This is a genomic window from Paenibacillus dauci (assembly GCF_000971985.1).
GTDB lineage: Bacteria > Bacillota > Bacilli > Paenibacillales > Paenibacillaceae > Saccharibacillus > Saccharibacillus dauci.
Genome location: NZ_KQ040799.1, coordinates 426,580 through 451,107, shown reverse-complemented (window position 1 = coordinate 451,107; position 24,528 = coordinate 426,580). Strand labels below are relative to the sequence as shown.

16 protein-coding genes, 6 tRNA genes and 1 riboswitch are annotated in these 24,528 nt (G+C 46.5%); of the genes, 16 read left to right on the top strand and 6 right to left on the bottom strand.

The window, feature by feature from the left end; all coding sequences use genetic code 11:
• Positions 1-23: 23 nt before the first annotated feature.
• The 6 genes from WH46_RS05395 to WH46_RS05370 all read left to right on the top strand — a co-directional run bounded on the left by WH46_RS05395 (position 24) and on the right by WH46_RS05370 (position 617).
• Positions 24-99, top strand: a tRNA-Val gene (locus tag WH46_RS05395).
• 19 nt (positions 100-118) lie between these two features.
• Positions 119-192: transfer RNA gene (locus WH46_RS05390), tRNA-Met, on the top strand.
• 7 nt (positions 193-199) lie between these two features.
• Positions 200-275: transfer RNA gene (locus WH46_RS05385), tRNA-Asp, on the top strand.
• Between the two features lie 95 nt (positions 276-370).
• Positions 371-445: transfer RNA gene (locus tag WH46_RS05380), tRNA-Gly, on the top strand.
• 4 nt (positions 446-449) lie between these two features.
• Positions 450-526: transfer RNA gene (locus WH46_RS05375), tRNA-Arg, on the top strand.
• 17 nt (positions 527-543) lie between these two features.
• Positions 544-617 (top strand) — tRNA-Pro (locus WH46_RS05370).
• Positions 618-960: 343 nt separating this feature from the next.
• On the opposite strand, the gene WH46_RS05365 is transcribed toward WH46_RS05370, so the two are convergent.
• The 4 genes from WH46_RS05365 to WH46_RS05345 all read right to left on the bottom strand — a co-directional run bounded on the left by WH46_RS05365 (position 961) and on the right by WH46_RS05345 (position 5,736).
• Positions 961-1,578, bottom strand: a complete 618-nt coding sequence (locus tag WH46_RS05365) for a DedA family protein (RefSeq protein WP_046225975.1) — start codon at positions 1,576-1,578, stop codon at positions 961-963.
• 551 nt (positions 1,579-2,129) lie between these two features.
• Positions 2,130-3,551 (bottom strand): sensor histidine kinase, encoded by a 1,422-nt coding sequence (locus WH46_RS05355; RefSeq protein ID WP_046225974.1) that lies wholly within the window; start codon positions 3,549-3,551, stop codon positions 2,130-2,132.
• A complete protein-coding gene (locus WH46_RS05350; RefSeq protein WP_017813920.1) occupies positions 3,538-4,245 on the bottom strand; it encodes a response regulator transcription factor in 708 nt (235 codons plus the stop codon). Before WH46_RS05350 ends, WH46_RS05355 begins: the two co-directional genes overlap by 14 nt.
• Positions 4,246-5,736, bottom strand: a complete 1,491-nt coding sequence (locus WH46_RS05345) for a hypothetical protein (RefSeq protein ID WP_046225973.1) — start codon at positions 5,734-5,736, stop codon at positions 4,246-4,248. It abuts the gene before it with no gap.
• A gap of 632 nt (positions 5,737-6,368) precedes the next feature.
• Here WH46_RS05345 and WH46_RS05340 point away from each other — a divergent pair.
• The 8 genes from WH46_RS05340 to WH46_RS05305 all read left to right on the top strand — a co-directional run bounded on the left by WH46_RS05340 (position 6,369) and on the right by WH46_RS05305 (position 17,549).
• Positions 6,369-7,265, top strand: coding sequence for a copper amine oxidase N-terminal domain-containing protein (locus WH46_RS05340; RefSeq protein ID WP_017813922.1), 897 nt, complete (start codon positions 6,369-6,371; stop codon positions 7,263-7,265).
• Positions 7,266-7,899: 634 nt separating this feature from the next.
• Positions 7,900-9,183, top strand: a complete 1,284-nt coding sequence (locus WH46_RS05335) for an ABC transporter substrate-binding protein (RefSeq protein WP_046225972.1) — start codon at positions 7,900-7,902, stop codon at positions 9,181-9,183.
• Positions 9,184-9,342: 159 nt separating this feature from the next.
• Positions 9,343-10,272, top strand: coding sequence for a carbohydrate ABC transporter permease (locus tag WH46_RS05330; RefSeq protein WP_017813924.1), 930 nt, complete (start codon positions 9,343-9,345; stop codon positions 10,270-10,272).
• A complete protein-coding gene (locus tag WH46_RS05325; RefSeq protein ID WP_017813925.1) occupies positions 10,265-11,089 on the top strand; it encodes a carbohydrate ABC transporter permease in 825 nt (274 codons plus the stop codon). Before WH46_RS05330 ends, WH46_RS05325 begins: the two co-directional genes overlap by 8 nt.
• A gap of 360 nt (positions 11,090-11,449) precedes the next feature.
• Complete coding sequence (locus WH46_RS05320; RefSeq protein WP_046225971.1) at positions 11,450-14,536, top strand: beta-galactosidase, LacZ type; 3,087 nt, start codon at positions 11,450-11,452, stop codon at positions 14,534-14,536.
• Positions 14,537-14,815: 279 nt separating this feature from the next.
• A complete protein-coding gene (locus tag WH46_RS05315; protein ID WP_082208314.1) occupies positions 14,816-15,424 on the top strand; it encodes an esterase/lipase family protein in 609 nt (202 codons plus the stop codon).
• Positions 15,425-15,595: 171 nt separating this feature from the next.
• Complete coding sequence (locus WH46_RS05310) at positions 15,596-16,393, top strand: helix-turn-helix transcriptional regulator (RefSeq protein ID WP_231584297.1); 798 nt, start codon at positions 15,596-15,598, stop codon at positions 16,391-16,393.
• A gap of 139 nt (positions 16,394-16,532) precedes the next feature.
• A complete protein-coding gene (locus tag WH46_RS05305) occupies positions 16,533-17,549 on the top strand; it encodes a proline dehydrogenase family protein (protein WP_046225969.1) in 1,017 nt (338 codons plus the stop codon).
• An 88-nt stretch (positions 17,550-17,637) separates the two neighbouring features.
• Here WH46_RS05305 and WH46_RS05300 read toward each other — a convergent pair whose 3' ends face one another.
• A complete protein-coding gene (locus tag WH46_RS05300) occupies positions 17,638-18,900 on the bottom strand; it encodes an alkaline phosphatase (RefSeq protein WP_156172222.1) in 1,263 nt (420 codons plus the stop codon).
• Between the two features lie 456 nt (positions 18,901-19,356).
• Positions 19,357-21,099: a phosphomethylpyrimidine synthase ThiC gene (thiC, locus tag WH46_RS05295; protein WP_156172221.1), complete on the bottom strand. Its 1,743-nt coding sequence runs from the start codon at positions 21,097-21,099 to the stop codon at positions 19,357-19,359.
• Between the two features lie 451 nt (positions 21,100-21,550).
• Positions 21,551-21,655, bottom strand: a riboswitch (TPP riboswitch).
• Between the two features lie 226 nt (positions 21,656-21,881).
• Between thiC and WH46_RS05290 the strand changes: the two genes are divergently transcribed.
• Both WH46_RS05290 and WH46_RS05285 read left to right on the top strand, forming a co-directional pair.
• On the top strand, positions 21,882-22,502 hold the full coding sequence (locus tag WH46_RS05290; protein ID WP_046225967.1) for a VC0807 family protein: 621 nt from the start codon (positions 21,882-21,884) through the stop codon (positions 22,500-22,502).
• 536 nt (positions 22,503-23,038) lie between these two features.
• Positions 23,039-24,190 (top strand): iron-containing alcohol dehydrogenase, encoded by a 1,152-nt coding sequence (locus tag WH46_RS05285; protein ID WP_046225966.1) that lies wholly within the window; start codon positions 23,039-23,041, stop codon positions 24,188-24,190.
• Positions 24,191-24,528: the final 338 nt, after the last annotated feature.

Genomic DNA, 24,528 nt, shown 5'->3' with positions numbered 1-24,528 from the left:
AATCCCCTACGGGTCATATTTATGGAGACTTAGCTCAGCTGGGAGAGCATCTGCCTTACAAGCAGAGGGTCGGGGGTTCGATCCCCTCAGTCTCCACCATAGATATTTTGTATGACGACGCGGGGTGGAGCAGTCCGGTAGCTCGTCGGGCTCATAACCCGAAGGTCACAGGTTCAAATCCTGTCCCCGCAATAGTTTTGGAACCGTGGTGTAGGGGTTAACATGCCTGCCTGTCACGCAGGAGATCGCGGGTTCAAATCCCGTCGGTTCCGCCATTTTTTCTAAGTTATTCATTAGTGAATACATAGTGGAATGACATTGATAGCCGGATTGGTTATCAATATTGTTTTTTGTAAGGATTAATTTGTTTGCGGACGTGGCTCAGCGGTAGAGCATCGCCTTGCCAAGGCGAGGGTCGCGGGTTCGATTCCCGTCGTCCGCTCCAATATGCGCCCTTAGCTCAGCTGGATAGAGCGTTTGACTACGAATCAAAAGGCCAGGAGTTCGAATCTCTTAGGGCGCGCCATTTTTATTACTGTATATCGGGATGTAGCTCAGCTTGGTAGAGCACCTGGTTTGGGACCAGGGGGTCGCATGTTCAAATCGTGTCATCCCGATTGAATATATATAATGTGCTTGAATATTCTCAGGACATTATATGTAGCAAAACACCTCTCCTATTGTTCTTTTGTCTTACGACATAAGTGAACAGTAGAAGAGGTGTTTTTATATTTTAAATGACTGACTGGTGTGCAAAAAAGCCGATCCATGACTAAATTAGGAATCGGCTTTTTTGTGCTTTATTTGTTCGTTCGAGTTTGACTACTCTGTTATCCAACAGTTCTATTACATCATTCAAATATAGTAATGAGATATTGATTGTCATGAAGATAATAGTGCTTGAGAGGGCTTAAAGTGATTATTGAATGATAGCATACTGTCCTGTATACAAGTTGGAGTTTATTTAACACTGGCTTTTTTGTTACGACGTACGAACCAGATGATCAGACAAATTCCTGCCACAGCAATAACCGCATAAGCAATATTAGAGTAAATATCCATAAAGTTCGTGATGGAATGCCAGTTCTCTCCAAGAGCGGCCCCAACTGTAACTAGAATAGTATTCCAGATCACGGTGCCGATTGTAGTGAACAGCAGAAATAGTCCAAACTTCATATTGGACATACCGGCAGGGATAGAGATTAGACTGCGCACCAATGGGATCATTCGGCAAAAAAGAACAGTCCAGTATCCATATTTATCAAACCAGGCATCTGCACGGTGAACATCTTCTTTTTTGATACGCAGGATATGTCCCCAACGATCGATAATTTTCTCCAGACGTGCAACATCCAGTGCTCGGCCAATACCATATAAAATGACCGCTCCAGCTACAGAACCGATCGTAGCAGCAATGATGACGCCGATTACCGTCAGAGAAGAATTGGTAGTCATGAAACCGCCGAAGGGAAGTACAATTTCCGAAGGGATCGGTGGAAAGACATTTTCCAAAGCAATAATAAGCGCTATTCCGATATATCCGTATTCCTCCATAAAGCTTGTAATCCAGTTTTGCAAAATAAACCTCCTCTAATATCATCACATAGGGCATTGATTATTTGCTGCGTTTATGTAATAATATACATTTGTGTAATAATTGGCTTGTTTAGAATATACAATATAAGAGAAGCGCATGCAAAATTTAAGTTTTGCATGCGCTTTTTTGACATCTCTATAAGGTTCAAAGCATAATTGCGACTTGGTATCTTGGTATCTTGGTATCTTGGTATCTTGGTATCTTGGTATCTTGGTATCTTGGTATCTTGGTATCTTGGTATCTTGGTATCTTGGTATCTTGGTATCTTGGTATCTTGGTATCTTGGTATCTTGGTATCTTGGTATCTTGGTATCTTGGTATCTTGGTATCTTGGTATCTTGGTATCTTGGTATCTTGGTATCTTGGTATCTTGGTATCTTGGTATCTTGGTATCTTGGTATCTTGGTATCTTGGTATCTTGGTATCTTGGTATCTTGGTATCTTGGTATCTTGGTATCTTGGTATCTTGGTATCTTGGTATCTTGGTATCTTGGTATCTTGGTATCTTGGCCTCATTAATTATAATTCAAAGTCAATCATTACGATTATCTTCTGGCAACAAGTCCTCTGGTAGCAGGGGCAGGGTCACGGTTATGGTAGTTCCAGTACCGTACTCGCTTTCGATACGGAGCTGTCCGTTATGCAGACGAACAATCTCTTTGCTGATAGCGAGTCCGAGTCCGCTGCCGGACATTTTGGAACGGCCTTTGTAAAAGCGTTCTCCGATCTTATCCATGTCTTCCAGCGGTATACCTTCTCCATAATCCTGTACAGTGATACAGACCTGTCTCTCCTGGCGCAGAGCAGTCAGTAGCACTACTCCATTTTGCTTGGAGAATTTGATAGCATTATCGATCAGATTCACGAATACTTGCTTGAGCCGATTCAAATCTGCTTCTATCGGCAGCATTTCCCGGGTTAAATCTGTCTGAAGTGTTACATTGCGTTTGTTGCCGGTGTAGCTGTATTGAAGCTCCACCTCTCGAAGCAGCTTATGCAGATCGGTGGCTGTACGGCGCAGCTGGATTTCACCAGACTGATATTTGGAAAAGTCGAGCAGGTCTTCTACCAGTCCGATCAATCGCTCGGTCTCCCCGTTAATCACCTCAAGTCCCAACAGGGTCTCTTCTTCGTCTTCCAGGCCACCGACAACCAGTGTCTCGCCCCACCCCTTGATAGAGGTCAGTGGAGTTCGCAGCTCATGAGAGACAGTGGAGATAAAATCATTTTTCATCTTTTCACTTTTGGAGAGTTCTTCATTCATATGATTAAGCGAATCAGCGAGTGTACCCACTTCATCATTATATTTACGAACTGCTCTGGCGGAGAAATCACCTGTAGCCATTTGACGAGAAATGACAGTCAGTTCTTTGACCGGATCGATGATTCGCCGTGCAATAATCAGGCTAAAAGCAAAGCCCAATACGATAACGACGATCCCAATCGCAACTGCCCAGCCGATCAATATAAATACAGCCTTATACAGTGGCTCTGTAGATACAGAAAAGCGCAGCACGCCGATTACCTGACCGGAACTGGTAAGTGGGCTGGATACTGCCATAATTCGCTGCTCAAACAGCGGAGAGAAGCCGGTATAATTACCGATGCCTCCCTGTAGCGCTGTCTGTACATCCTCGGTATCAATATGCTCGGGGGAAGAGAATCCATAGGAGTCGATCACGGTCTGGCCTTCCAGGTTTAATACTTCTACCCGACTGTTCTCATTAGCAACCAGATTCTCCAAAATATATCGCGCCCGGTCAGCCAGCGGATATCCATCCATGAATTGATTGGAAAAGGTAGTCGCCGTTACTGCGCGTGACTGCATGATCTGTCTTGCGCTGCTGAAATAATACGAGTACACCGCAAAGGCAAATACAGCTTCCAGCAACAGTACGATAGCCAGCAGCAGCACACCAATCTGAAATAGCAGTCTGGCTTTAATTCCTTTCATGATGCGTGTCCTTCCTCCAGAGATAACCATATCCCCATACAGTCTCTATATATTCGGGATGCGCATCATCCTTTTCAATCTTCTGACGGATCCGACGAATATTTACGTCTACCGTCTTCATATCACCTGTAAAAAAGTTGCCCCACACTTCATTCAGGATATCATCACGGTGTATGGCCTTGTTGGGATTCTCCATAAGCAGTCGTAGAATATCGAATTCTTTGGGAGTCAAAAGAATCGTCTGCTCGCCACGCATCAGTTTACGCTGATCGAGCAGCAGCTGAAATGGATGACTGATCAGTACATGTTCTTCCGGAATCTCTTCAGCCGGGCGAAGACGCCGATACAAGGAGTTCAATCTGGCAACAAGTTCTCCGGGACTGAAAGGTTTGACTATATAATCATCAGCCCCCAGATCCAGTCCATGAATCTTGTCATTCTCTTGTCCTCTGGCAGTTAGCATAATAATGCCCATCCGGGAATTGAGTCTGCGCAGGGAAGAACATACTTCCAGTCCGCTGATTCCTGGCAGCATCACATCAAGCACAGCCATATCAATATCGGAGTGGGTATGAATAGTGGTCAGCGCATCTTCACCGGTTGCGGCTTCGACAACGTCAAAGCCGGCGCGTTTGAGATTGATCCGTACAAAATCACGAATCGGTTTTTCGTCTTCAAGTATGAGCACTTTCACTTACTGCGCCTCCTTTCCCGGAATAACCCCGTTATTGCCTGCCAGCAGCAGAACTTCGGATACATTTAGACGAAGCTTTTTATACTGCTGCAGGGCTTCTCCTGTCAAATGGCTGCTGTGGTTGGGCAGCAAGGCGACACTAACCTGAGGAGTAGTCCCGGTCATTGCCGCACTGATATGTTTTAGGACCACATAGGCTTCTTTCTGTTTTTTGAGCTTCTCTTCGAGAATTTTCCAGTCTGACTGGGGAATCTGCCGCAGAACGAGCAGATCTGCGGTAGGCTGGCCGCTTTTTGGATAAATAAAACGAATCTCGTTTTGTGCATTGACTGCATTGTCCGAAAGCTGAATACGATACTGTCCCAGCCAGCGATCCGGAATACGGAAATCATAACCCCATTGTTCAAACCGATCCTGTATAAAGGTCAGATGCCGATCTCCATCCCATTGATAGTACGTACTAATGTAGGGTATGACCAGCGGTGGCATATTTCCTGTACCCAGTGGTACGGTTAGCAACACTGTCTCGGTAATCCCATCACGGTTCACATCTTTGCTCTCTGTTGGGTATTCGGTGGCAGATACCTTATCCATATGAACCGGAGCAGTACTGTCATCCGGTTTGCTCAATGGAAGAGGCTTCCGTTCGGCAATTGCACCCGATACAGAACCCGAAGAGGTCAGAACATTTGCTAACGTATGCTTATCCCATACAAGCAGGGCGGTATAAGAAGAGTGAGTTCCTGCCGGTATACTTAGGAACAGTCCCGTACGGTTGTTGGCTGCGGCCCGTCTCATCTGCATGCTGGTCACCATTCCATCTACATTACGTGAAGCAAGCTTGATAATCTTGCCGTCCTGACTGCCAAACAGAAGTATCTGTGAATTAAGTTCTGCAGGATTTTGAGAATTCGTTACATTTTCAAAGGGAGGAACGAGAGCGATTTGTGACAGTCCGCTTCCATCCATATCTCCTACAGCTATAAGATCGTAGGTACGATTAAATACCTGGGAAGCTTTGAAATTACTGTAGGAGTATACATACAGTTCTTTGGGCAGTCCGTTTCCCCCACCGGCAAATCCAAGCAGCAAATAGGGAGATTTCTGGCTGGCTACCGGAAGAATCCCGACATAGTCAATATTCAGTCCGCTATGTGTAATAAGATCAGCTTGTTCCCATATTCCGTTTTGCTGATGCAAAATAAGTACATTAATTTCATAATCAAGCTGGCTTTTTTTGTAAAAGGCGATTAATTCCTGTTGTCCGTCTCCATCCAGATCAGCCAGACGAATGGCACTGCCCTGATCATAGGAGGCGGGTATGGTCAGCCGGTATCCGGCAGGAAGAAAAGGCTGTACGGCTTTGAATAACGTCTGCTCTTCATTGGTACGATTCGGAGCGTGCAGCAGGTCGCCGGGAGAGACAATCTGGCTGCAGCCGGATACGATCAGAAGGAGCATGCACAGACCGATTAATTTCATCATTTTCATGGATAGGCCCCTTTCACCTTTATTATACCTGCGGCTGAGCCGGGCTGTCCTCTAACACTGGCAATGACCTGAGATACAGGTATGAATATAACATAGTTACTGTATTATATCGGCTGTATACCAGAAAATAAGAATGGCCGAGCACAGGCCATTCCTGTCTCGACCATGAAAATGAAGTGAATCCAACACAGGCATCAGAGAAAAAAACCTCCGAATCGGAAACAATTTCTCTGTTCCGTCTGTCCTTTTATTGTTACTTATACGCCAAATCCGGTATCGCGGAAATCATAGGCGTACCGACCCGGAGAAAATAAGTGCTGTTAACAGAATGAGAGATTGGGTGGACGGCAGCGGTTCATGACTCATTCTTCCAAAAGGATTCATTTGAATGTGTATCCCGACAGTTGGACTGTCGATCTCATTGTAAAATGAAAAAGATGGAAAAGAGTTACAGACCGGTTAAGTGCGAATCTACGGGGTTACATGCTTTGCCGGTAAAGTATAGCGAATACTTCGCTCAATTAGTAGTTAAGGCATGAAAGGTGGTAAGATAAAAGTGGCATGTGGAATTGAAGTTTGTTTGGTTTAATAATGTACAACTGACTGTATGATGATCAATGGAGGAATCGGATATGATCAAAGCATTTTCCAGACTGGCATTATCAGTGGTAGTAGCTCTCGGTATAGGAGCAGGAACCGTACAGGCCGCTGTTCCCGATATTCAGGTTATCGTTAATAATTCAACGGTATATGCCGGCGTAGAACCGTATGTGGAAAAGGGCACCACTATGATACCAATCAAAGCCCTGCAGTACATACCAGGTAATTCAACAATTTGGAATAATACAACCCAGACGGTGACGGTCAGCCAGGATGGTACGGTAATCAAACTGGTGATCGGACAGACAACAGCGACGATCGGTGACCGTACCGTGACTCTGCCGGTTGCGCCGTCCCTACGAAGTGGACGTGCGATGGTACCGCTGCGTTTCCTGGCAGAAGCTGCACAAGCAGCAGTCAGCTGGAATCCTGCAAGCCGTACAGTCTATGTGGCCAAAACGCCACCACAGCTTATCCAGCAGGCCAATGGAAACAACCTGGCGCTGGGTCGCGAAGCAGCAGTGAGTATGCCGCGAATCAGCAAGCTGAAAAGCTATGCACCGTCGGACGACAGCAATGCAGGCTATACGTATTATTTCCCGGAAGGACAAAGTTTCCCGTTCTTTGAGCAGCGCGGCGATGTCATCTCGTATTATGAAATGCAGGATAATCATAGTGAATTAGTATGGACAGCCAAGCTGAACATGAACCAGACTTCCACTTCGCCTATCTTCTTCCTGCCTTATGTAATGGCATCACAGGCAGGTACAACGCCAAGCATCACAGGCCGGGTCGCTTTCTATGATACCCTGCCCATTACTGGCGCGACGCGTTCCGGATATATCAGTCCGGCTGCGCCAGCCACAGGTGCAGGCAGCAATCAGGCACCAGGTCGATTTGGCAATATTACCGGAGAAGTCAAAAAATAAGTGTAACATTCAAGCAGGATATCATAATTTGTAGTAAGTATTCACAGCAGAATAGATCAATGTGCTGTGGAATCTATACAGCCATGTGCAGCAATCCGAACAGATTTCACGATGCATCTGCCAAAAGACCGGATCCAGGAAGATATATGCCTGGATCCGGTCTTTTTTTGCTAGGAAATTAACTCCGGTGTAAGAGGAGTTGAAGTTGAGCTTTAGGCAAGAAAACATTTGAAGCCATTCAAAAAGGTACAACAAGCGTAATAAGTGTTACAAGCAGAACATACGTTAAAGCGAAGCAAAGTAGGAGTTCCATTTTATTTACATAAAAGTATCCGTTTACATTTATTACAGTTCAATATATTAAAATTTTACCAATACCTAAAAAAAGTACAAATGATAACGCTATCATTTTAAAGAGAACCAACGATATCACAAATCCGTACAAAGATATTCCTAACGGGAGAACAGAGCGTGATGATAAGATAAATTCATAAACAAGCAAACGCTTTCAACTTGGCGAGACACAACGTTCAGGCATTGCATGAAAGCCGTAATGCTTCCATACCGGCGCATTCCCATCCGGGATAACGTGGTATACAGATGCACATCATACAAAGAGCAGGGGTTGAACAGAATGAAAAAATTGATGTTCCTTTTACTGGCAAGCGTACTGTTATTGTCCGCATGTTCCGGCGGTGGCGGTAACGCGAGCTCTGACCCGGGTAAAAAAGAAATTACTGTCTGGGCATGGGATCCGAACTTTAACATTGCCGCATTGAATCTGGCAAAAGAGAAATATATGGCGGCACATCCTGATGTGAAGATCAACATCGTGGAAAATGCGCAGGCTGATATCGTGCAAAAACTGAACACGGGTCTTAACTCCGGTACAACTAAAGGCTTGCCAAACATTGTACTGATCGAGGATTATCGCTCACAGGGATTCCTGCAAGCGTATCCAGACGCTTTCCGTGATATGTCTTCTTCGATCAAAGCTACTGACTTTGCCGACTACAAAGCTGGTCCTACTGGCTATGAAGGCAAGCAATACGGCGTACCTTTCGATTCCGGTGTAACCGGTCTGTATGTACGTACAGATTATCTGGAACAAGCGGGCTACAAAGTAGCTGATCTGCAAAACATCGATTGGGATCAATTTATCGAAATCGGTAAAAAAGTAAAAGCGGCAACAGGCAAAGACATGCTGACACAGGATCCAAATGACCTTGGTCTGATCCGTTCCATGATTCAGTCCGCAGGCAGCTGGTACCTGAAAGAAGACGGTAAAACTCCTAATATCGCAGGTAACGAAGCTCTGAAAAAAGCTTTGGAAACCTACAAAGCGATGTATGATGCGAATATCGTTAAAGCCAATTCCGACTGGAGCCAATTCCTGGCTGCATTCAACAGCGGCGCAGTTGCTTCCGTACCTACAGGTAACTGGATCACACCATCTGTCAAAGCTGAAGCTTCCCAATCCGGTAAATGGGCAGTTATCCCATTCCCTGTACTCAAAGGTGTAGCTAACTCTGTACATGCTTCCAACATTGGTGGTGCTTCCTGGTATGTTATGAACGTAGACGGACAGGACACTGCAGCAGACTTCCTGAAATCCACATTTGGTTCGGATAAAGATCTGTATCAGGATATGCTGACCAAAATCGGTATCATCGGTACACTGAAAACATCTTCCGAGAACGAAGCGTATGACAAACCGGACGAGTTCTTCGGTGGACAAAAAGTATACGCTGATTTTGCAAAATGGACAAAAGAAGTACCTAACGTCAACTACGGTCTGCATACGTATGCAATCGAAGATATCATGGCGGTAGAAGTACAAAACTATCTGAACGGCAGCAAAGATGTAGATACAATGATGAAAGATGTACAGGCACAGGCTGAAGCCCAGCTGAAATAATTCATCAACAGCATGAATGAATCGGGAGATAAAACCTTGGGCTTAAACGTTCAAGGTTTTATTTTTCCTTATGGATAGGTATATGGATAGGTGAACAACCCGCAGGTAAGCAAACCATACAGATAAGGCAAACCGGCGATATGAGGGAGATGAGACGATATGAAGACAGCAGATCCTGCTCTGAATACAGGCAAAAAAGCGACTCGCGCCCGGATGGGCAATCGTGTGAAAGAAGGCATAACGGGCTGGACGTTCGTTGGAATTGCCGCATTACTGATTTTTATCTTCTTTTTCTATCCAATGATCCAGGCACTGATTCTGTCTTTCCAGACAGGAACAGGCATGAACTTGAAATTTAACGGCTTTGATAACTATACACGACTGTTCACAGACAGCATGTTCCTCACAGCCGTCAAAAATACATTCATTTATCTGATTTTCCAGGTTCCGCTTATGGTCATTCTGGCACTGTTCATCTCGGTACTGCTGAACGATAAAAACCTGAAATTCAAAGGATTCTTCCGTACGGCGATCTTCCTGCCGTGTATTACATCGCTCGTTGCTTATGCGGTTGTGTTCAAATACCTGTTCTCTTCGGACGGACTGGTTAATGCGATGCTGCTCAACTTGCACCTTACGAATACCCCTATCGATTGGATCACTGATCCATTCTGGGCAAAAGTAACGATTATTATCGCTATTACTTGGCGCTGGACCGGCTATAACATGATCTTCTATCTGTCGGGACTGCAAAATATCGACAGTTCCATTTATGAAGCAGCCCGTATCGATGGTGCTTCAGCAATTCGTCAGTTCTTCAGCATCACGGTACCACTGCTCAAGCCAATCATTCTGTTCACATCGATCACATCCACGATCGGTACCCTGCAGCTGTTCGATGAAGTCGTGAATATTACCAAGGGTGGACCGGGTAATGCGACAACGAGTATCTCGCAGTATATCTATAACCTGTCCTTTAAATATTCACCGGACTTTGGTTATGCGGCAACCGTATCGTATTCGATCGTTATTATGATCATCATTCTTTCCTTTATCCAGTTCAAAGTGGCAGGTGAGCGCAATGGCTAAAACAAAATTAACATTTACGTATCTGTTCCTGATCGTTGCTGCATTTGTCTCGATCTTCCCGTTCTTCTGGATGATCGTCAGCTCGACTAACCTGTCTGTAGAAGTGACCGGAGGCAAACTGCTGCCCGGTGCACATCTGATTGATAACCTGCACAAATTAACTGAATCGGTGGATATCTGGAATGCGATGTGGAATTCCGCCAAAATCGCAATATCCACGACCATTCTGGCCATGCTGATCGCTTCGCTGGCCGGTTATGGATTTGAAGTATATCGCAGTAAAGCCAAAGACATTGTCTTCAACATTTTGCTGCTATCCATGATGATTCCGTTTGCAGCCCTGATGGTGCCGCTGTACCGGATGTTGGGACAAGTCACCAACTTTATTCCGTTTATCGGAATTGATACACCGGCAGCTGTCGTTATTCCAACAATGACTACAGCATTCCTGATTTTCTTCTTCCGCCAGAGTACCAAGATGTTCCCGAGAGATCTGCTGGAAGCCGGACGTATGGATGGACTGAGTGAGCTGGGACTATTCTTCCGCGTGTATATGCCAACGATGAAGACATCCTATGCTGCAGCTGCGATCATTACCTTTATGTCCAGCTGGAACAACTATCTGTGGCCGCTCGTTATCCTGCAGACACCGGAGAATCAGACGATTCCACTACTGATCTCCAATCTGGGTTCCAGTTATTCCCCGGATTACGGTGTAATCATGATCGCGATCGTAATTTCCACACTGCCAACAGCGCTTGTATTCTTCCTGATGCAGAAGCACTTTGTAGCAGGTATGGTAGGATCGGTGAAATAATTACAACTGATTTGGTAAACAGAGAGGCAAATGCAGTACTTCAGCCGCTTTGGTAAAATAGCTGTGTTGAAGAGCTGCCGTGAAGGGTCGGATATATTGAATTTCCTTTGACAGGAAAAATATCCGACCCTTCAATATGATTATTTGGCAAATTCGTTGGTATAACATGCTGTATGAACAAGAGAGTCAGGTCATGCAAATACAGGAATAGACACAGCCAAAAGAGCTTTTTAAGAATGAACTATATAGTTTGTATGAGAATATGGAACAATACATGATGCGATTTTATTATATTAAAAGTGCAGTGCAGAGAAATATATAATAAAAATGACTGAAACAAATAGGATGGAGTGATCAGATATGAATAAAACGACATGGGTACAGGATAGAGTAACCTCTCCTTCACTGGATTGGCTCAGTGATGTAAGTGTATTTGCGGTAAATCGGTTATGGGCGTACTCCGATCATAAATATTATGCGACGCTGGCACAGGCTCAAACACGCGGAGCAATGGAGTGGCGTCATAGTCTAAATGGTAGCTGGAAGTTCAATTATGCGGTGAATCCGTCCAGCCGTCCGCAGGGATTCTATGAGCAGGGTTTTGCCTGTGCAGGCTGGGGAGATATTCAGGTACCGGGTCATATCCAGACGCAAGGGTATGGACAAATGCAGTATGTGAATACAATGTATCCATGGGATGGTCAGGAGAATCTGCGTCCACCGATGATCTCGCAGGAGTCCAATCCGGTAGGCAGTTATGTGAAGCATTTTTCTTTACCGGAAAATATGAAAGCGGGACAGCCTGTCTATATTTCCTTCCAGGGTGTGGAATCAGCATTTTATGTATGGCTAAACGGACAATTTGTCGGTTACAGCGAAGACAGCTTTACACCGTCGGATTTTGATCTGACTCCGTACATACAGGAGGGCGAAAATAAGCTGGCCGTCGAAGTATACCAGCGCAGTACGGGAGCATGGCTGGAAGATCAGGATTTCTGGCGCTTCTCCGGTATTTTCCGCGATGTATATCTGTACACGGTGCCGGAAGTGCATGTGCGTGATCTGCATGTAAATGCCGGGCTGGACGATCAGTATACACAAGGCCAGCTGGATGTGAAGCTGACACTGGAGCAGGGACAACCTTCTGCAGGTGCACGCGTTGGGCTAGAGCTGCATGATCATGCAGGACAGATTGTCTGCTCCGGTGAGAGTACATTCACGGATACTGCCGGTGGAGCACAGGCTTCTTTTGAAGCTAAGCTAGAGACGGTAACTGCCTGGAGCGCAGAGCATCCTTATCTGTACACACTCTATATCACGGTCTACAATGCGGCTGGTGAAGTGGTGGAGGTTATTCCACAGCGTGTCGGCTTCCGCCGATTTGAGATGATCAATAAGGTGATGCATCTCAATGGCAAGCGTATTGTCTTCAAAGGTGTGAACCGCCATGAGTTCAACTGTCGTACCGGACGTGCGGTAACCGAAGAAGATATGCTATGGGATATCCGTACGATCAAGCAGAACAATATGAATGCGGTGCGTACCTCTCACTATCCAAACCAGACGCGCTGGTACGAGCTATGCGACGAGTATGGCATTTACCTGATCGACGAGATGAATCTGGAGACACACGGCTCCTGGCAGAAGATGGGCGCTGTAGAGCCGTCCTGGAATATCCCGGGCAATCTGCCGGAATGGCAGGACATCGTTATGGATCGGGCGATCTCGATGGTAGAACGTGACAAAAACCATCCATCGATTCTGATCTGGTCCTGTGGTAACGAATCCTATGCCGGTCAGGTGATCCTGAATGTAGCGGATTATTTCCGGGAAAAAGATCCAACACGCCTGGTACATTATGAAGGTGTATTCCACAATCGTGATTACGATGCCACCAGCGATATGGAGAGCCGGATGTATGCTAAACCGGCTGATATCGAAGAATATCTGAACAGCAATCCATCCAAGCCGTATATTAGCTGTGAATATATGCATGCCATGGGCAACTCTGTCGGCGGCATGCACAAATACACGGAGCTGGAAAATAAATACGATATGTACCAGGGCGGCTTTATCTGGGATTATATCGATCAGGCCGTTATGAAGAAAAATCGCTACGGCGTCGAATATCTGGCTTATGGCGGAGACTATGATGACCGCGCAACCGATTACGGGTTCTGTACAGACGGAATCGTGTATGCGGATCGCCAAGTATCTCCAAAAATGCAGGAAGTGAAATTCCTTTACCAGAATATCAAGCTGACTCCCGATCAGGGCGGAGTACATGTACGTAACGAGAATCTGTTTGAAGGAACAGATGCCTATCAGCTACTGTATCGCTTGAACCGCAATGGGGTACAGATCTATGAGATGCTGATGGATGTACAGGTAGCTGCCGGACAGGAAGGTTATGTAGAAGTGAAAATGCCGGATGTCTCCGGCCAACCAGGTGAGTATGCGATCCACACATCGCTGGTACTGAAAGCAGATCAGTTGTGGGCGGAATCAGGATATGAAGTATCCTTCGGCGAGTATGTATTTGTAGTAGAAGGCGAGCAGGATGTTCCTGTATCTTCAGGAGAGATGCGTGTCGCTGAAGGAGATGTGAATATCGGTGTTCACGGCAATGGATACAGTATTATGTTCTCCAAAGGAGCCGGCAGCCTGACATCCCTGCGTTACGGTGGACGTGAATATATCGCTGCTCCGCCAGTACCGATGTTCTGGCGTGCCACAACCGATAATGACAAAGGAACTGCTCAAGGCTACACTTCCGGAGCATGGCTGGCAGCTAGCCTCGCACGACGCTGTACTCACGTGGAACTCCAGCAGGAGCAGGATCGTGTCACAGTCACATTCCAGTACATGTTCAGTATCCATACAGATGTGCGTATGACAACAGCCTATACGGTGCATTCGAATGGAAGCTTGCAGGTGAAATCACGCTATACCGGCGCTGCAGGACTGCCGAATCTGCCGATTGTGGCACTGTCCTTCAAGATTCCGGCAGACTACCATCATCTGGACTGGTATGCCATGGGACCGGATGAGAACTATATTGATCGCGCCTTTGGAGCAAGATTGGGACATTTCCGCAATGATGCAGCTGATAATGTGTCCGGTTATGTGGTTCCTCAGGAATCGGGCAATCGTACAGGAGTACGCCGGGTCGATATCATGAATGACGAGCAGTATGGTCTGCGTCTGACAGCTCCGGCTTCTGCGCCGGTGGAATGCAATATTTCCCCGTACACAGCGCTGGAACTGGAAAGTGCAGCCCATGTCTACGAGCTGCCTGAAGTTCATTATACGGTCGTTACGGTAGCCGGCAAGCAAATGGGTGTCGGCGGTGACGACAGCTGGGGAGCGCCGGTACATGAAGAGTACCAGATTCCGGCAGATCAGGATCTGGAGTTCGAATTCACGATTCGTAATCTTCGTCCGTAAGTATGAATCAAAACAGTATGAATATACGAAACCGCTGAAGCAAAGTCTTCAGCGGTTTTTTATTACTATTAAATATGTGTTCGTTGTCACTGGCAGTTTTGATCTGGTGAAATCAAGGACACAATCCTATTTATTACATCAATTGACAAATATAAAGTTTTACTTTATATTTAATTTGTTCGTTTTATTCCTAAATTGATTGGTGGTGTATATAAGAATCAACAGTACGCAAATAATACATATTTATTCAAATCATACAGAATGGGAGCAATAAAAAATATGCGTAATTTTATGACTACAATCAAGTTCACTATGTTGGCAGCCCTGCTGTCCACTATTTTCTGCCTGCCGGTATTTACTACACAGGCTTCAGCCGCAACTACCCACACACCGGTTCTTTTTGTGCATGGATTGGGAGGATCATCCAGCAACTTTATGTATATCAAGAGCTACCTGCTGAGCCAGGGATGGACGCAAGATGAGCTGTACTCTATCGATCTACCAAGCAAAAATGGTACACAGGTTATGAATGCTCCAGCTATCCGCAGTATGGTGGATGATATTCTTGCCAGAACAGGCAGCTCCAAAGTTAATATTATCGCTCACAGCATGGGCGGCGCCAACAGTCTGTACTATATTCTCAACTACGGCGGCGCAGAGAAAGTCGACAAGCTGATCACACTCGGTGGAGCCAACCGCCTGACGACAGGTACAGCACCTGCAGGTATTAATATGACTTCCATCTACAGCATCAATGATCAGGTTGTCAGCAACTATCTGTCCATTGTGGATGGTGCGAACAACATCCGTATCGCTGGTGTCTATCATGTAGGGCTGATCTTCAACTCCTATGTGAACAGTCTGATCCTGAATGCTTTGCAGGAATAGAGCAGACAAGTAATACCATTTACCGTTATCCAGAATCGTATAAGTATCATCCACAGTGCCCATAGGTATGGGAATGATCGTACAATCCGGCCGCTGGTCAGGGGAACCCCTTGACTGGCGGCTTTTTGCTATCCATACTATTCGTCAAAGGAGGTGCGTACCGTGGCTGATATGACATTTTACCGTCATCCGGATTTGCCTTTTCTCGAAGCCAAACAATGCACAGCGGACGATCTGGCTTATCATAAGCATTTTCATGAAGAATATTCAGTGGGATGGATTGAACGGGGACAGACGAAGGCCTGGTGTGATGGCACATCCATGCTGGTTGAGGAAGGGCGAGCGATCAGCTTTCCGCCGCAGATGCTGCATGCATGTCATCCGGATCGTGGACTGGATTGGCAGTATCAGATGCTATTTATCCAGCCGGAGTGGCTGCAGGAACTGGAGCAGCGAGAGATGGAAGCTATCGATATTCCCTATCTGCTGTCTAATGGCAAAAATGAAATGTGCAGAAATTATATTCGCCAAATCATGCAGCAGCTGCGACAGCAGGACAATGCGCTGACAATAGAAAGTGGACTGATCGAACTGCTGCAGGCACTGACGGGAGCAGAGCCTGGAGATATGAATCACGAACGTTCTTATCGCCATGATCATAAATACATAGGACGGATTCGCGATTATCTAAATGCGCATTTTAATGAGAAAATTACTCTCACTCAGCTGGAACAGGAGATGGGAATCAGCCGCTTCCATCTGATTCGTCTGTTCAAGCAATGGAATCATCTGCCACCGCATCGGTATCAGAATGTACTGCGGATCAATTATGCCAAAACAGAGCTGGCCCGTCAGCGTCCAATCGCCGATATTGCTCTGGAAGCGGGCTTCTATGACCAGAGTCACCTGACACGATTGTTCACCCGTATGGTCGGTGTAACACCGGGCCGGTACAGCTTGTCGATCTAGCGTTACTGTCCGGTGCATATGGGTTTTTCCATGCTAAAAGCAATCATTGCAGAAATTCCAGCTTAATAGCAATTTTGTACAATCCTTATCCATGGCGTTCCGGTATGCTCGGGAATAGATCAGGAAAGGGGAGTATATCATGAATACAACTATACGCAATCAGGCGCTGGAGAAACAGCTATCCGATGCACTAAAGTCTATCGCTCGCAGACAGGATATCAAGGAATATATCGAGCAGGACCCGTTGATGAACCGATTGCTGAGAAAAGCAGCCGACCGCTATGTCACCGGCGAACATCGTTCACAGGCACTGATCACAGCGAAGCAGCTGGAGAGCGAAGGTTATGCCGTTTCGCTCGAATATATCGGGGAAAATACAGACAATGCGGCAGCATGCGAGCAGGCGGTGGAGGAATTAACCGCGCTGATCGATGAAGCCGGAAAAGTGAGTGGAAGCACCCGGGTATCTTTTGACCTGTCGCATATCGGATTGCTGCTGGATACCGACGTAACTCTTCAGTATCTGCTGAAGCTGGCCAGACAGGCTGAGCCCAGAGGAGTAGAATTATTCATCAGTATGGAAGAGTCCGCCAAAACAGATCGTATTCTGTCTGTCTATACCCAGGCAGTGAAGCAGTATCCGGAGAATATCGGGATTACCTTTCAGGCTCATCTGCACCGAACACTGGAAGATGTGACTTCCAGGCTGCCTGTCGGTGCCCATGTACGGATCGTCAAAGGTGCCTACCAGGAGCAGGAATCGATTGCCCTGCCACGCTCTGAGGAACTGGATACACGTTATATGAAACTGGTAGAAGATGTACTGCAGCAGGGTTGCCGGGTATCGGTAGCTACACATGATGAGGTATTGATCGATCAACTGCTGGAAAAAGCGCAGAAATCAGAAGCAGAAGGTTATCTGGAATATGAACTGCTGTATGGTATTCGTCCGGAGCTGAGCCGTCGTCTGCTGGACCATGGCTATCCGGTACGAATCTATCTGACCTATGGTCATGAGTGGTACCTGTATCTATGCCACCGGATTGCGGAGTATCCGCCGAATCTGTTCCAGGCCGTCGTGGATATGGTGAGCGAGGATCAGCCTGACTTTGTACAGCAGTATGTGGCAGAAGGAATCACTACCTCGCCCCAATAAATTAAAAAGCAGGCTGTCACCCCGTAAGGGACAGCCTGCTTTTTGATGTGGGGAATAGGGTGCTGGATGTCAGTGATCCAGTACCGAATTATTTCAATTTCAGCAGTTTGACCAGCTTGTCATGAATCGCTGTGTTCTGGTAGTTGCCGGTAAATTCTTCAGCACCCGGACCCATTGCAGTCAGCGCTACATCTACAGCGCTATGTCCTCCTGTTGTCCAGTCCACATAGAACTGATCCTTGGAGTTTGCGATTGTGAACGGTCCATCTTCTTTGGATTCGCCGTCACCGGACTCATCATCCGCATCGACTTCCTCGATAACCATACCGCCTGTCTCGTGGTCAGCTGTTACGAGTACGAGGGTATCAGGGTGCTTTTTGGCATAGTCTTTGGCAACTTTGACAGCTTTATCGAGCTGCTGGCCGGCTTTGATTGTCAGAGCAGCGTCGTTGTCATGTGCCATCTCGTCCGTTCCTTCTTCTTCTACCATCAGGAAGAAGCCTTTATCGTTTTTGGACAGTACGTCCAGTGCTTTGGTGGTCATGTCCGGCAGGGAGACAGTTGGGTTATATTTGTTACCCAGTTCGTTGTGTGCCTGGAACATTTCTTCGTTGGCGAACAGACCCAGCAGCTTGCCGCTTTTGGATGCTTTCATCTCGGCTGTATCGGTTACGTAGTCATAACCCAGCTTTTTGGCGCGGTCTACCAGATTCCCCTGAGTACCTTTACTGCCTTCTGATGGATCTTCGGCAGGAGCATCCGGATGAGCACCAGCCGTTCCTTTTGGATACCAGAAGTCTTCGCCGCCACCGAGCAGAACATCAATTTTGCTGTTCTCGATATACTGTTTGGCGATATCGCTCTGTGCAGAACGGTTCTCCACATGCGCACCAAACGCTGCACCTGTTGCGTCCGTCACCTGGCTGGTCGTGACCACGCCTGTGGACATACCGGCTTTTTTGGCAAGTTCCATGACAGTGGTAACCGGCTTTTTCTTGGCGTCCATGCCGATTGCACCATTATAGGTTTTAACACCGGTAGCAATAGCCGTTGCCGCTGCTGCAGAGTCAGTAACCAGACTGTCGCTGGAACTTGTGCGTACGAGACCGGATGCCGGCATTTTATCCATTTCCAGTGTGCCATTCTTGCCAACTGTCGCATAACGGATTGCATTACGACTTGCTTCACCCATGCCATCACCGATAAACAGGATCACATTTTTGGGAGCTGTTACTTTTTTGGTGGTTGCAGCTGCATCGGCTGTTGTCAAACCGCCGGAAAATAAAGGCACGCTTAATACAGCGGCAGCGCCCAGGGACAGAGCCGCTTTTTTCATGGAAAAATTATTCAAGATTGTCACTCTCCTAATATGTATTCATATGATAGATTGATCATATATCCGATTTGTCATATTAAAATCCTTATTTTGTAAACGCAATATAAAATTGCATATTTCGGCTTGGGCAGGAGGGAGTACGCCATAAGTCCAAGGTGGAATCAGGAGTACTGTGCAAGAGTGCTATACCGGATTGTGATAACAAGCATGATAAGGTGTCTTGTATATAAAAGAGAAACAGAAAACACGTATCTCTTTTGCATAAGGAAAGGAGAGAAAGAAAAATGCAGTATACACAGATAAAAAAAACCGAAAACATCACTGTAATCAGTGACATTTCCGGATGTCTGAGTCATTCATATGGAGAGCTATGAGGAATTGGAATTGCTGATTCTCTGTATAGGAGCTGCTTATTCTCTCTCTATATATTGCATCTTCCTGCGTATCGCAGGCTTGGTATGGTAAGTTTCTCTAACTATAAATTCGGCTGCCGCCTGCCTTGAATTCCTGTGATTTCTCCTGCATTGCTTGTTCCACCTGTACCTCGCCGTATTGATCGCGGATATCCTGGGTAATCTTCATGCTGCAGAACTTGGGACCGCACATGGAGCAGAAATGAGCGCTTTTGGCACCTTCGGCAGGCAGTGTCTCATCATGGTAGCTCATCGCGCGTTCCGGATCGAGGGAGAGGTGGAATTGATCCCGCCAACGGAATTCAAAGCGTGCTCTCGAAAGGGCATCATCTCGCTTGCGTGCCTGCGGATGTCCTTTGGCGAGATCGGCAGCATGGGCAGATATTTTGTAAGCAATTACGCCCTCCTTGACGTCTTCGCGGTTGGGCAGGCCGAGATGTTCCTTGGGCGTGACATAGCAGAGCATGGCCGTTCCATACCAGCCAATCATCGCAGCGCCAATCGCCGAAGTAATATGGTCGTAGCCGGGGGCAATATCCGTCGTCAGCGGTCCCAGGGTATAAAAAGGGGCTTCGTCGCACACTTCCAGCTGGCGGTCCATATTTTCCTTGATCAGATGGATCGGTACATGACCAGGTCCCTCGATCATGACCTGCACATCATGCTTCCACGCAATATGGGTCAGTTCGCCAAGTGTATCAAGCTCCGCGAACTGGGCTTCATCATTGGCATCGGCGATAGAGCCCGGACGCAGTCCATCACCGAGGGAAAAGGTGATATCATAACGCTTCATAATCTCGCAAATTTCTTCAAAATGCGTATACAGAAAATTCTCCTGATGGTGGGCCAGACACCATGCCGCCATAATTGAACCGCCGCGGCTGACAATGCCGGTCACCCGATTGGCTGTCAGCGGAATATAGCGCAGCAGCACACCGGCATGAATAGTAAAGTAGTCTACACCCTGCTCGGCCTGTTCGATCAGCGTATCACGAAATACTTCCCAGCTCAGATCTTCCGCACGGCCATTCACTTTCTCCAGTGCCTGATAAATGGGTACGGTGCCAACAGGTACCGGCGAATTGCGAATGATCCATTCACGGGTTGTATGAATATTTTTGCCGGTGGACAGATCCATGATCGTGTCTGCGCCCCAGCGGATAGCCCAGGTCATCTTCTCCACTTCTTCCTCGATCGATGAAGCGACAGCGGAGTTGCCGATATTGGCATTGATCTTCACATGAAAATGCCGCCCGATAATCATCGGCTCACTCTCGGGATGATTGATATTGGCAGGAATAACAGCTCGCCCGGCTGCCACTTCGGCGCGGACAAATTCAGGTTCCATGCCTTCACGCAGGGCGATAAATTCCATCTCGGGAGTAATGATGCCGCGGCGTGCATAATGCAGTTGGGTGACATTGCCACCAGGGACAGCTGCAGCCGGCTGGCGATGAGCCTGCGGGAATAATTCGGCACCCTGACGTGCTTCGCGCTCGCTGCTCTGGAATCCATTATCCTGTGGCAATACATGACGCCCTTCATATCGTAGCGTATCCCTGCGCTCCTCGATCCAGTTCTGCCGAAGCGGAGCCAGACCCTGACGGATATTCACTTCACGCCGGGTATCGGTATAAGGACCGCTGGAGTCATAAATATGCAGCGGTGCATTGGGAACGATCTTTCCGCGGATCTCGCTATCGGATAAAGCAATCTCGCGTACGGGTACCTGAATGTCTGACCGTGAACCCTCAAGATATACTTTGCGGCTGCCGGGTAGTGGTGTCTGGTAAATAGCCATATAAATAAAAAACCTCCTCGCGAATGTAGATATCCGCCAGAAGACACACTAATACAGGGATGAAAGCATCAAGGTAGAGGGGAAGACTGGGGTGAAGTGATAATCTGCAGTACAGACAGAAGGCGAATCATAGACGGATAATGACCAAGCCTGTGAATCGGCAGAGCCTGAAGAGAAAGGCTGACTATATGCGCTCGCTCTCTGGCATATACAATAGAACCTATAAGCGGTTCTGTATCCAATCGATCCAGTATGCAGCGAGTAGGCTCATATGATGCCTCATATGCATGCGCAGCTCATGTCGGTTCACAGTCTATTGCTATGTGCCTGTTATCTATCTGTTAATTTATGTACGTGTGCAGACCGGCGATTCCTCTGTCAGACTTCCTGCCGGAGGGCAGCACAAAGCCGCCTCCGGGCAGGAAGCGGCAGAAACAGTATCGTCGTATCAACGAAGTCTCAACCACTTTCCTACGCTGGCATGACCCAGATCAGGTTCAAAGGGACCAAAGCAGATGCTTTATCTCAGCCCGTATAGGCGCCCCTAGTGGATACAGTTAACACTATAAGTTGATCTGGATGTAATTGTCAACTTTTGTTATTTTGAGGAAAAGTTCGTATATATGATTGTGTACAGAAGGATAAACAGAGAAATTCCTGATTATTCGTTCTATAGACGTAGATGATCTAAGCTTAAAGTGGGATGAATATGCATAAATTTAAATATATAATCCGTGTATACATAATTTGTGCAATTCAATGGATCTGAAGGAGATGTGTTTATGTCCGTACTGCCTGGGCGAAAATATATTATTATGACACTGATCATTAACGGATTGATTCCATGGCTGATCTATATTTTGCTCAAACCGCATATGAGCAGCCTGACAGCATTATCGATTGCGACAGTGGTACCTTTGCTGGACAATCTGATTCATCTGTATCGGCATCGGAATCTGGATGTATTCGGAGGCATTATGCTCTTTACCTTTGTCCTCTCGCTGGTTATGGTGCTGCTTGGAGGCAGCGAGAAGCTACTGTTGATGCGTGAGTCCTTTATTACAGCAGGGGTCGGAGCATTATTTCTGGGATCATTATTGATGCAAAGACCGCTGATCTACCATATGGTGAGCCGGTTTACACCTACTGTAAATGGGGAAGAAAACTGGAAGTATCCTTATTTCCGAAATGTGATGCGCAATATGACGCTGATGTGGGGAATCATTCTGGTACTGGAAGCAGTGACGAAAATAGTCATGATCGCCGAACTTAGTACAACGACCGTTCTGGCATTTTCCAGTGTAGTATCGTATGGATTTATCGGTCTGGCTATTTTGCTTACGATTGTATACCGTCGTAGATCCTCGGCGAGAATGCAACAGATCAAACATAATCTTTCCTGAAAAATAGAATAATCAGAATAGTTCTACATATCAAACAAAGATCCGATGCCTATCGATTCAGGTATCGGATCTTTGTTTGGTGATATTGGCATATCGATCTCTATTCGAATCGTCTGCAGAGGATTAGCTGCCAAATATGCATGCAAGTATGCAGACGCAAGCCCGATACGCCATGCCTGGGAACGAAAGTATCAGATGAAGTACAGCCTCAGCCCATTCATTGCGTGACCATGCAGTACTGGATGATTTTACCGGGGTATTCATTCGGTTTCCTCCCTGAAATAGTAGTGTGACATAAAAGGCGAAAAGTCTTTTCAGAATGCATACGTGGAAAATAATGGAACGTTGCTAAAATATAGAATAGAGAACACTAGAACTCTGGAAATAATCATAAAGGCGCTAGCTTAGTTCATCGTATTATATTGTGATTATATTCACAAAAGGAATATTCGTCTCATGATATGATGTATAAGTAAAGAAATACAATCAAAAACAGACGTAAACAAACCATTTTCCATCCTTGAGGAGGAAACGTTATGAGTACGCATATTGTGTATGTACCGAGTATAAATCTGATGGGTCAGGGTTGCCTACAGGATGCCGGTGCATGTATTGAAGAGCTGGGATTCTCCAAAGCCTTGGTAGTTACCGATAAATTTCTCAGTCACAATGGAACACTGTGCAAAGTGTTGACCATTCTGGAGAATGCCGGCATGAGCTATAAAGTATACGATGACGTCAAACCCAATCCTACAATAGCCAACGTGTATGATGGAGTAAATGTATATAACGAGAATAAATGCGAGTTTATTATTTCGGTCGGCGGTGGCTCTCCCCAGGATGCGGCCAAAGGCATTGGTCTATATGTGACAAATGGTGGGGATTTGCGCAGCTATGAAGGAGTAGGCAAAACCAAAAACGCCTCTGTACCGATTGTGGCGATTAATACAACAGCAGGTACATCGAGTGAATATACAATTAACTATGTCATTACCGATGAAGAGCGCGGGGTCAAAATGGTCATGGTCGACAAAAACAGTCTGGTAACGATCTCGGTCAACGATCCCGAGCTGATGGTCGACAAACCTGCAGCACTAACTGCTGCGACCGGCATGGATGCACTGACCCATGCGATCGAAGCGATAGTGACACCAGGAGCATTTACCGTGACAGATGCGACGGCACTGGCAGCAGTAGAGATCATTTTCAATTATCTGCCCCGGGCTGTCCGTAATGGTCATGATATCGAAGCCCGTGAGCAAATGACCTATGTGATGTTTTTGGCGGGACTTGCCTTTAACAATGCCGGTCTGGGTTATGTGCATGCGATGGCTCATCAGCTGGGAGGAATCTACGATCTGCCGCATGGTGTCTGCAATGCGATGTTGCTGCCGATTGTAGAGAGTGAGAACGCCAAGCATGACCCATCCAAATTCCGTGCGATTGCACGGGCTGCAGGCATTACGGTAGATGGCAAATCCGATCAGCAGTGTGCAGAAGAACTGATCGAAGCAATCCGTCTGCTGGCAGCAGAAGTTGGTATTCCGGCACGACTGCAGGAGCTGGGAGTCAATGAAGTGGATCTGGACCGGCTGGCAGACAATGCGATGAAGGATGCCTGTGCGCCTGGTAATCCATATCAACCGGAGCGTGAGGAAGTTATCCGTATGTTCCAGGAGATTCTGTAGATATCCTACACTTCTGAATTGAGGTATCATACGGTGCTGGCAAGGCGATTTGATTATCCATAGTACGATATTTTCCTGAGAGGCCCGCTGATTGGCGGGTCTTTTTGCTATTCGTAAGGAAAAGAATACTGTAACTTGTCCAACTGTGTAACAGGAGAAGATGAGAAATAGAAGCATATAAGGGAATTCTTCACCTTGTATAATCATGCGCATGGAATATTCATATACAGTTCGATGCAAGAAGGATTATTATGCTGTCTATGCAATTTAGGGACGGCAGAAAAAGGTTGTGTCTGGTGAATGCTCTGCCGGGTATGTCATAATCGAATAAGCGATAA

Excerpts from the sequence above, each read along its gene's own strand:
- WH46_RS05325 (WP_017813925.1), top strand. The coding sequence starts at position 10,265 with ATGGCTAAAACAAAATTAACATTTACGTATCTGTTCCTGATCGTTGCT.
- WH46_RS05345 (WP_046225973.1), bottom strand. The coding sequence starts at position 5,736 with ATGAAAATGATGAAATTAATCGGTCTGTGCATGCTCCTTCTGATCGTA.
- WH46_RS05285 (WP_046225966.1), top strand. The coding sequence starts at position 23,039 with ATGAGTACGCATATTGTGTATGTACCGAGTATAAATCTGATGGGTCAG.
- thiC (WP_156172221.1), bottom strand. The coding sequence starts at position 21,099 with ATGGCTATTTACCAGACACCACTACCCGGCAGCCGCAAAGTATATCTT.
- WH46_RS05355 (WP_046225974.1), bottom strand. The coding sequence starts at position 3,551 with ATGAAAGGAATTAAAGCCAGACTGCTATTTCAGATTGGTGTGCTGCTG.
- WH46_RS05315 (WP_082208314.1), top strand. The coding sequence starts at position 14,816 with ATGCGTAATTTTATGACTACAATCAAGTTCACTATGTTGGCAGCCCTG.
- WH46_RS05330 (WP_017813924.1), top strand. The coding sequence starts at position 9,343 with ATGAAGACAGCAGATCCTGCTCTGAATACAGGCAAAAAAGCGACTCGC.
- WH46_RS05320 (WP_046225971.1), top strand. The coding sequence starts at position 11,450 with ATGAATAAAACGACATGGGTACAGGATAGAGTAACCTCTCCTTCACTG.
- WH46_RS05290 (WP_046225967.1), top strand. The coding sequence starts at position 21,882 with ATGTCCGTACTGCCTGGGCGAAAATATATTATTATGACACTGATCATT.
- WH46_RS05305 (WP_046225969.1), top strand. The coding sequence starts at position 16,533 with ATGAATACAACTATACGCAATCAGGCGCTGGAGAAACAGCTATCCGAT.
- WH46_RS05340 (WP_017813922.1), top strand. The coding sequence starts at position 6,369 with ATGATCAAAGCATTTTCCAGACTGGCATTATCAGTGGTAGTAGCTCTC.
- WH46_RS05310 (WP_231584297.1), top strand. The coding sequence starts at position 15,596 with ATGACATTTTACCGTCATCCGGATTTGCCTTTTCTCGAAGCCAAACAA.
- WH46_RS05335 (WP_046225972.1), top strand. The coding sequence starts at position 7,900 with ATGAAAAAATTGATGTTCCTTTTACTGGCAAGCGTACTGTTATTGTCC.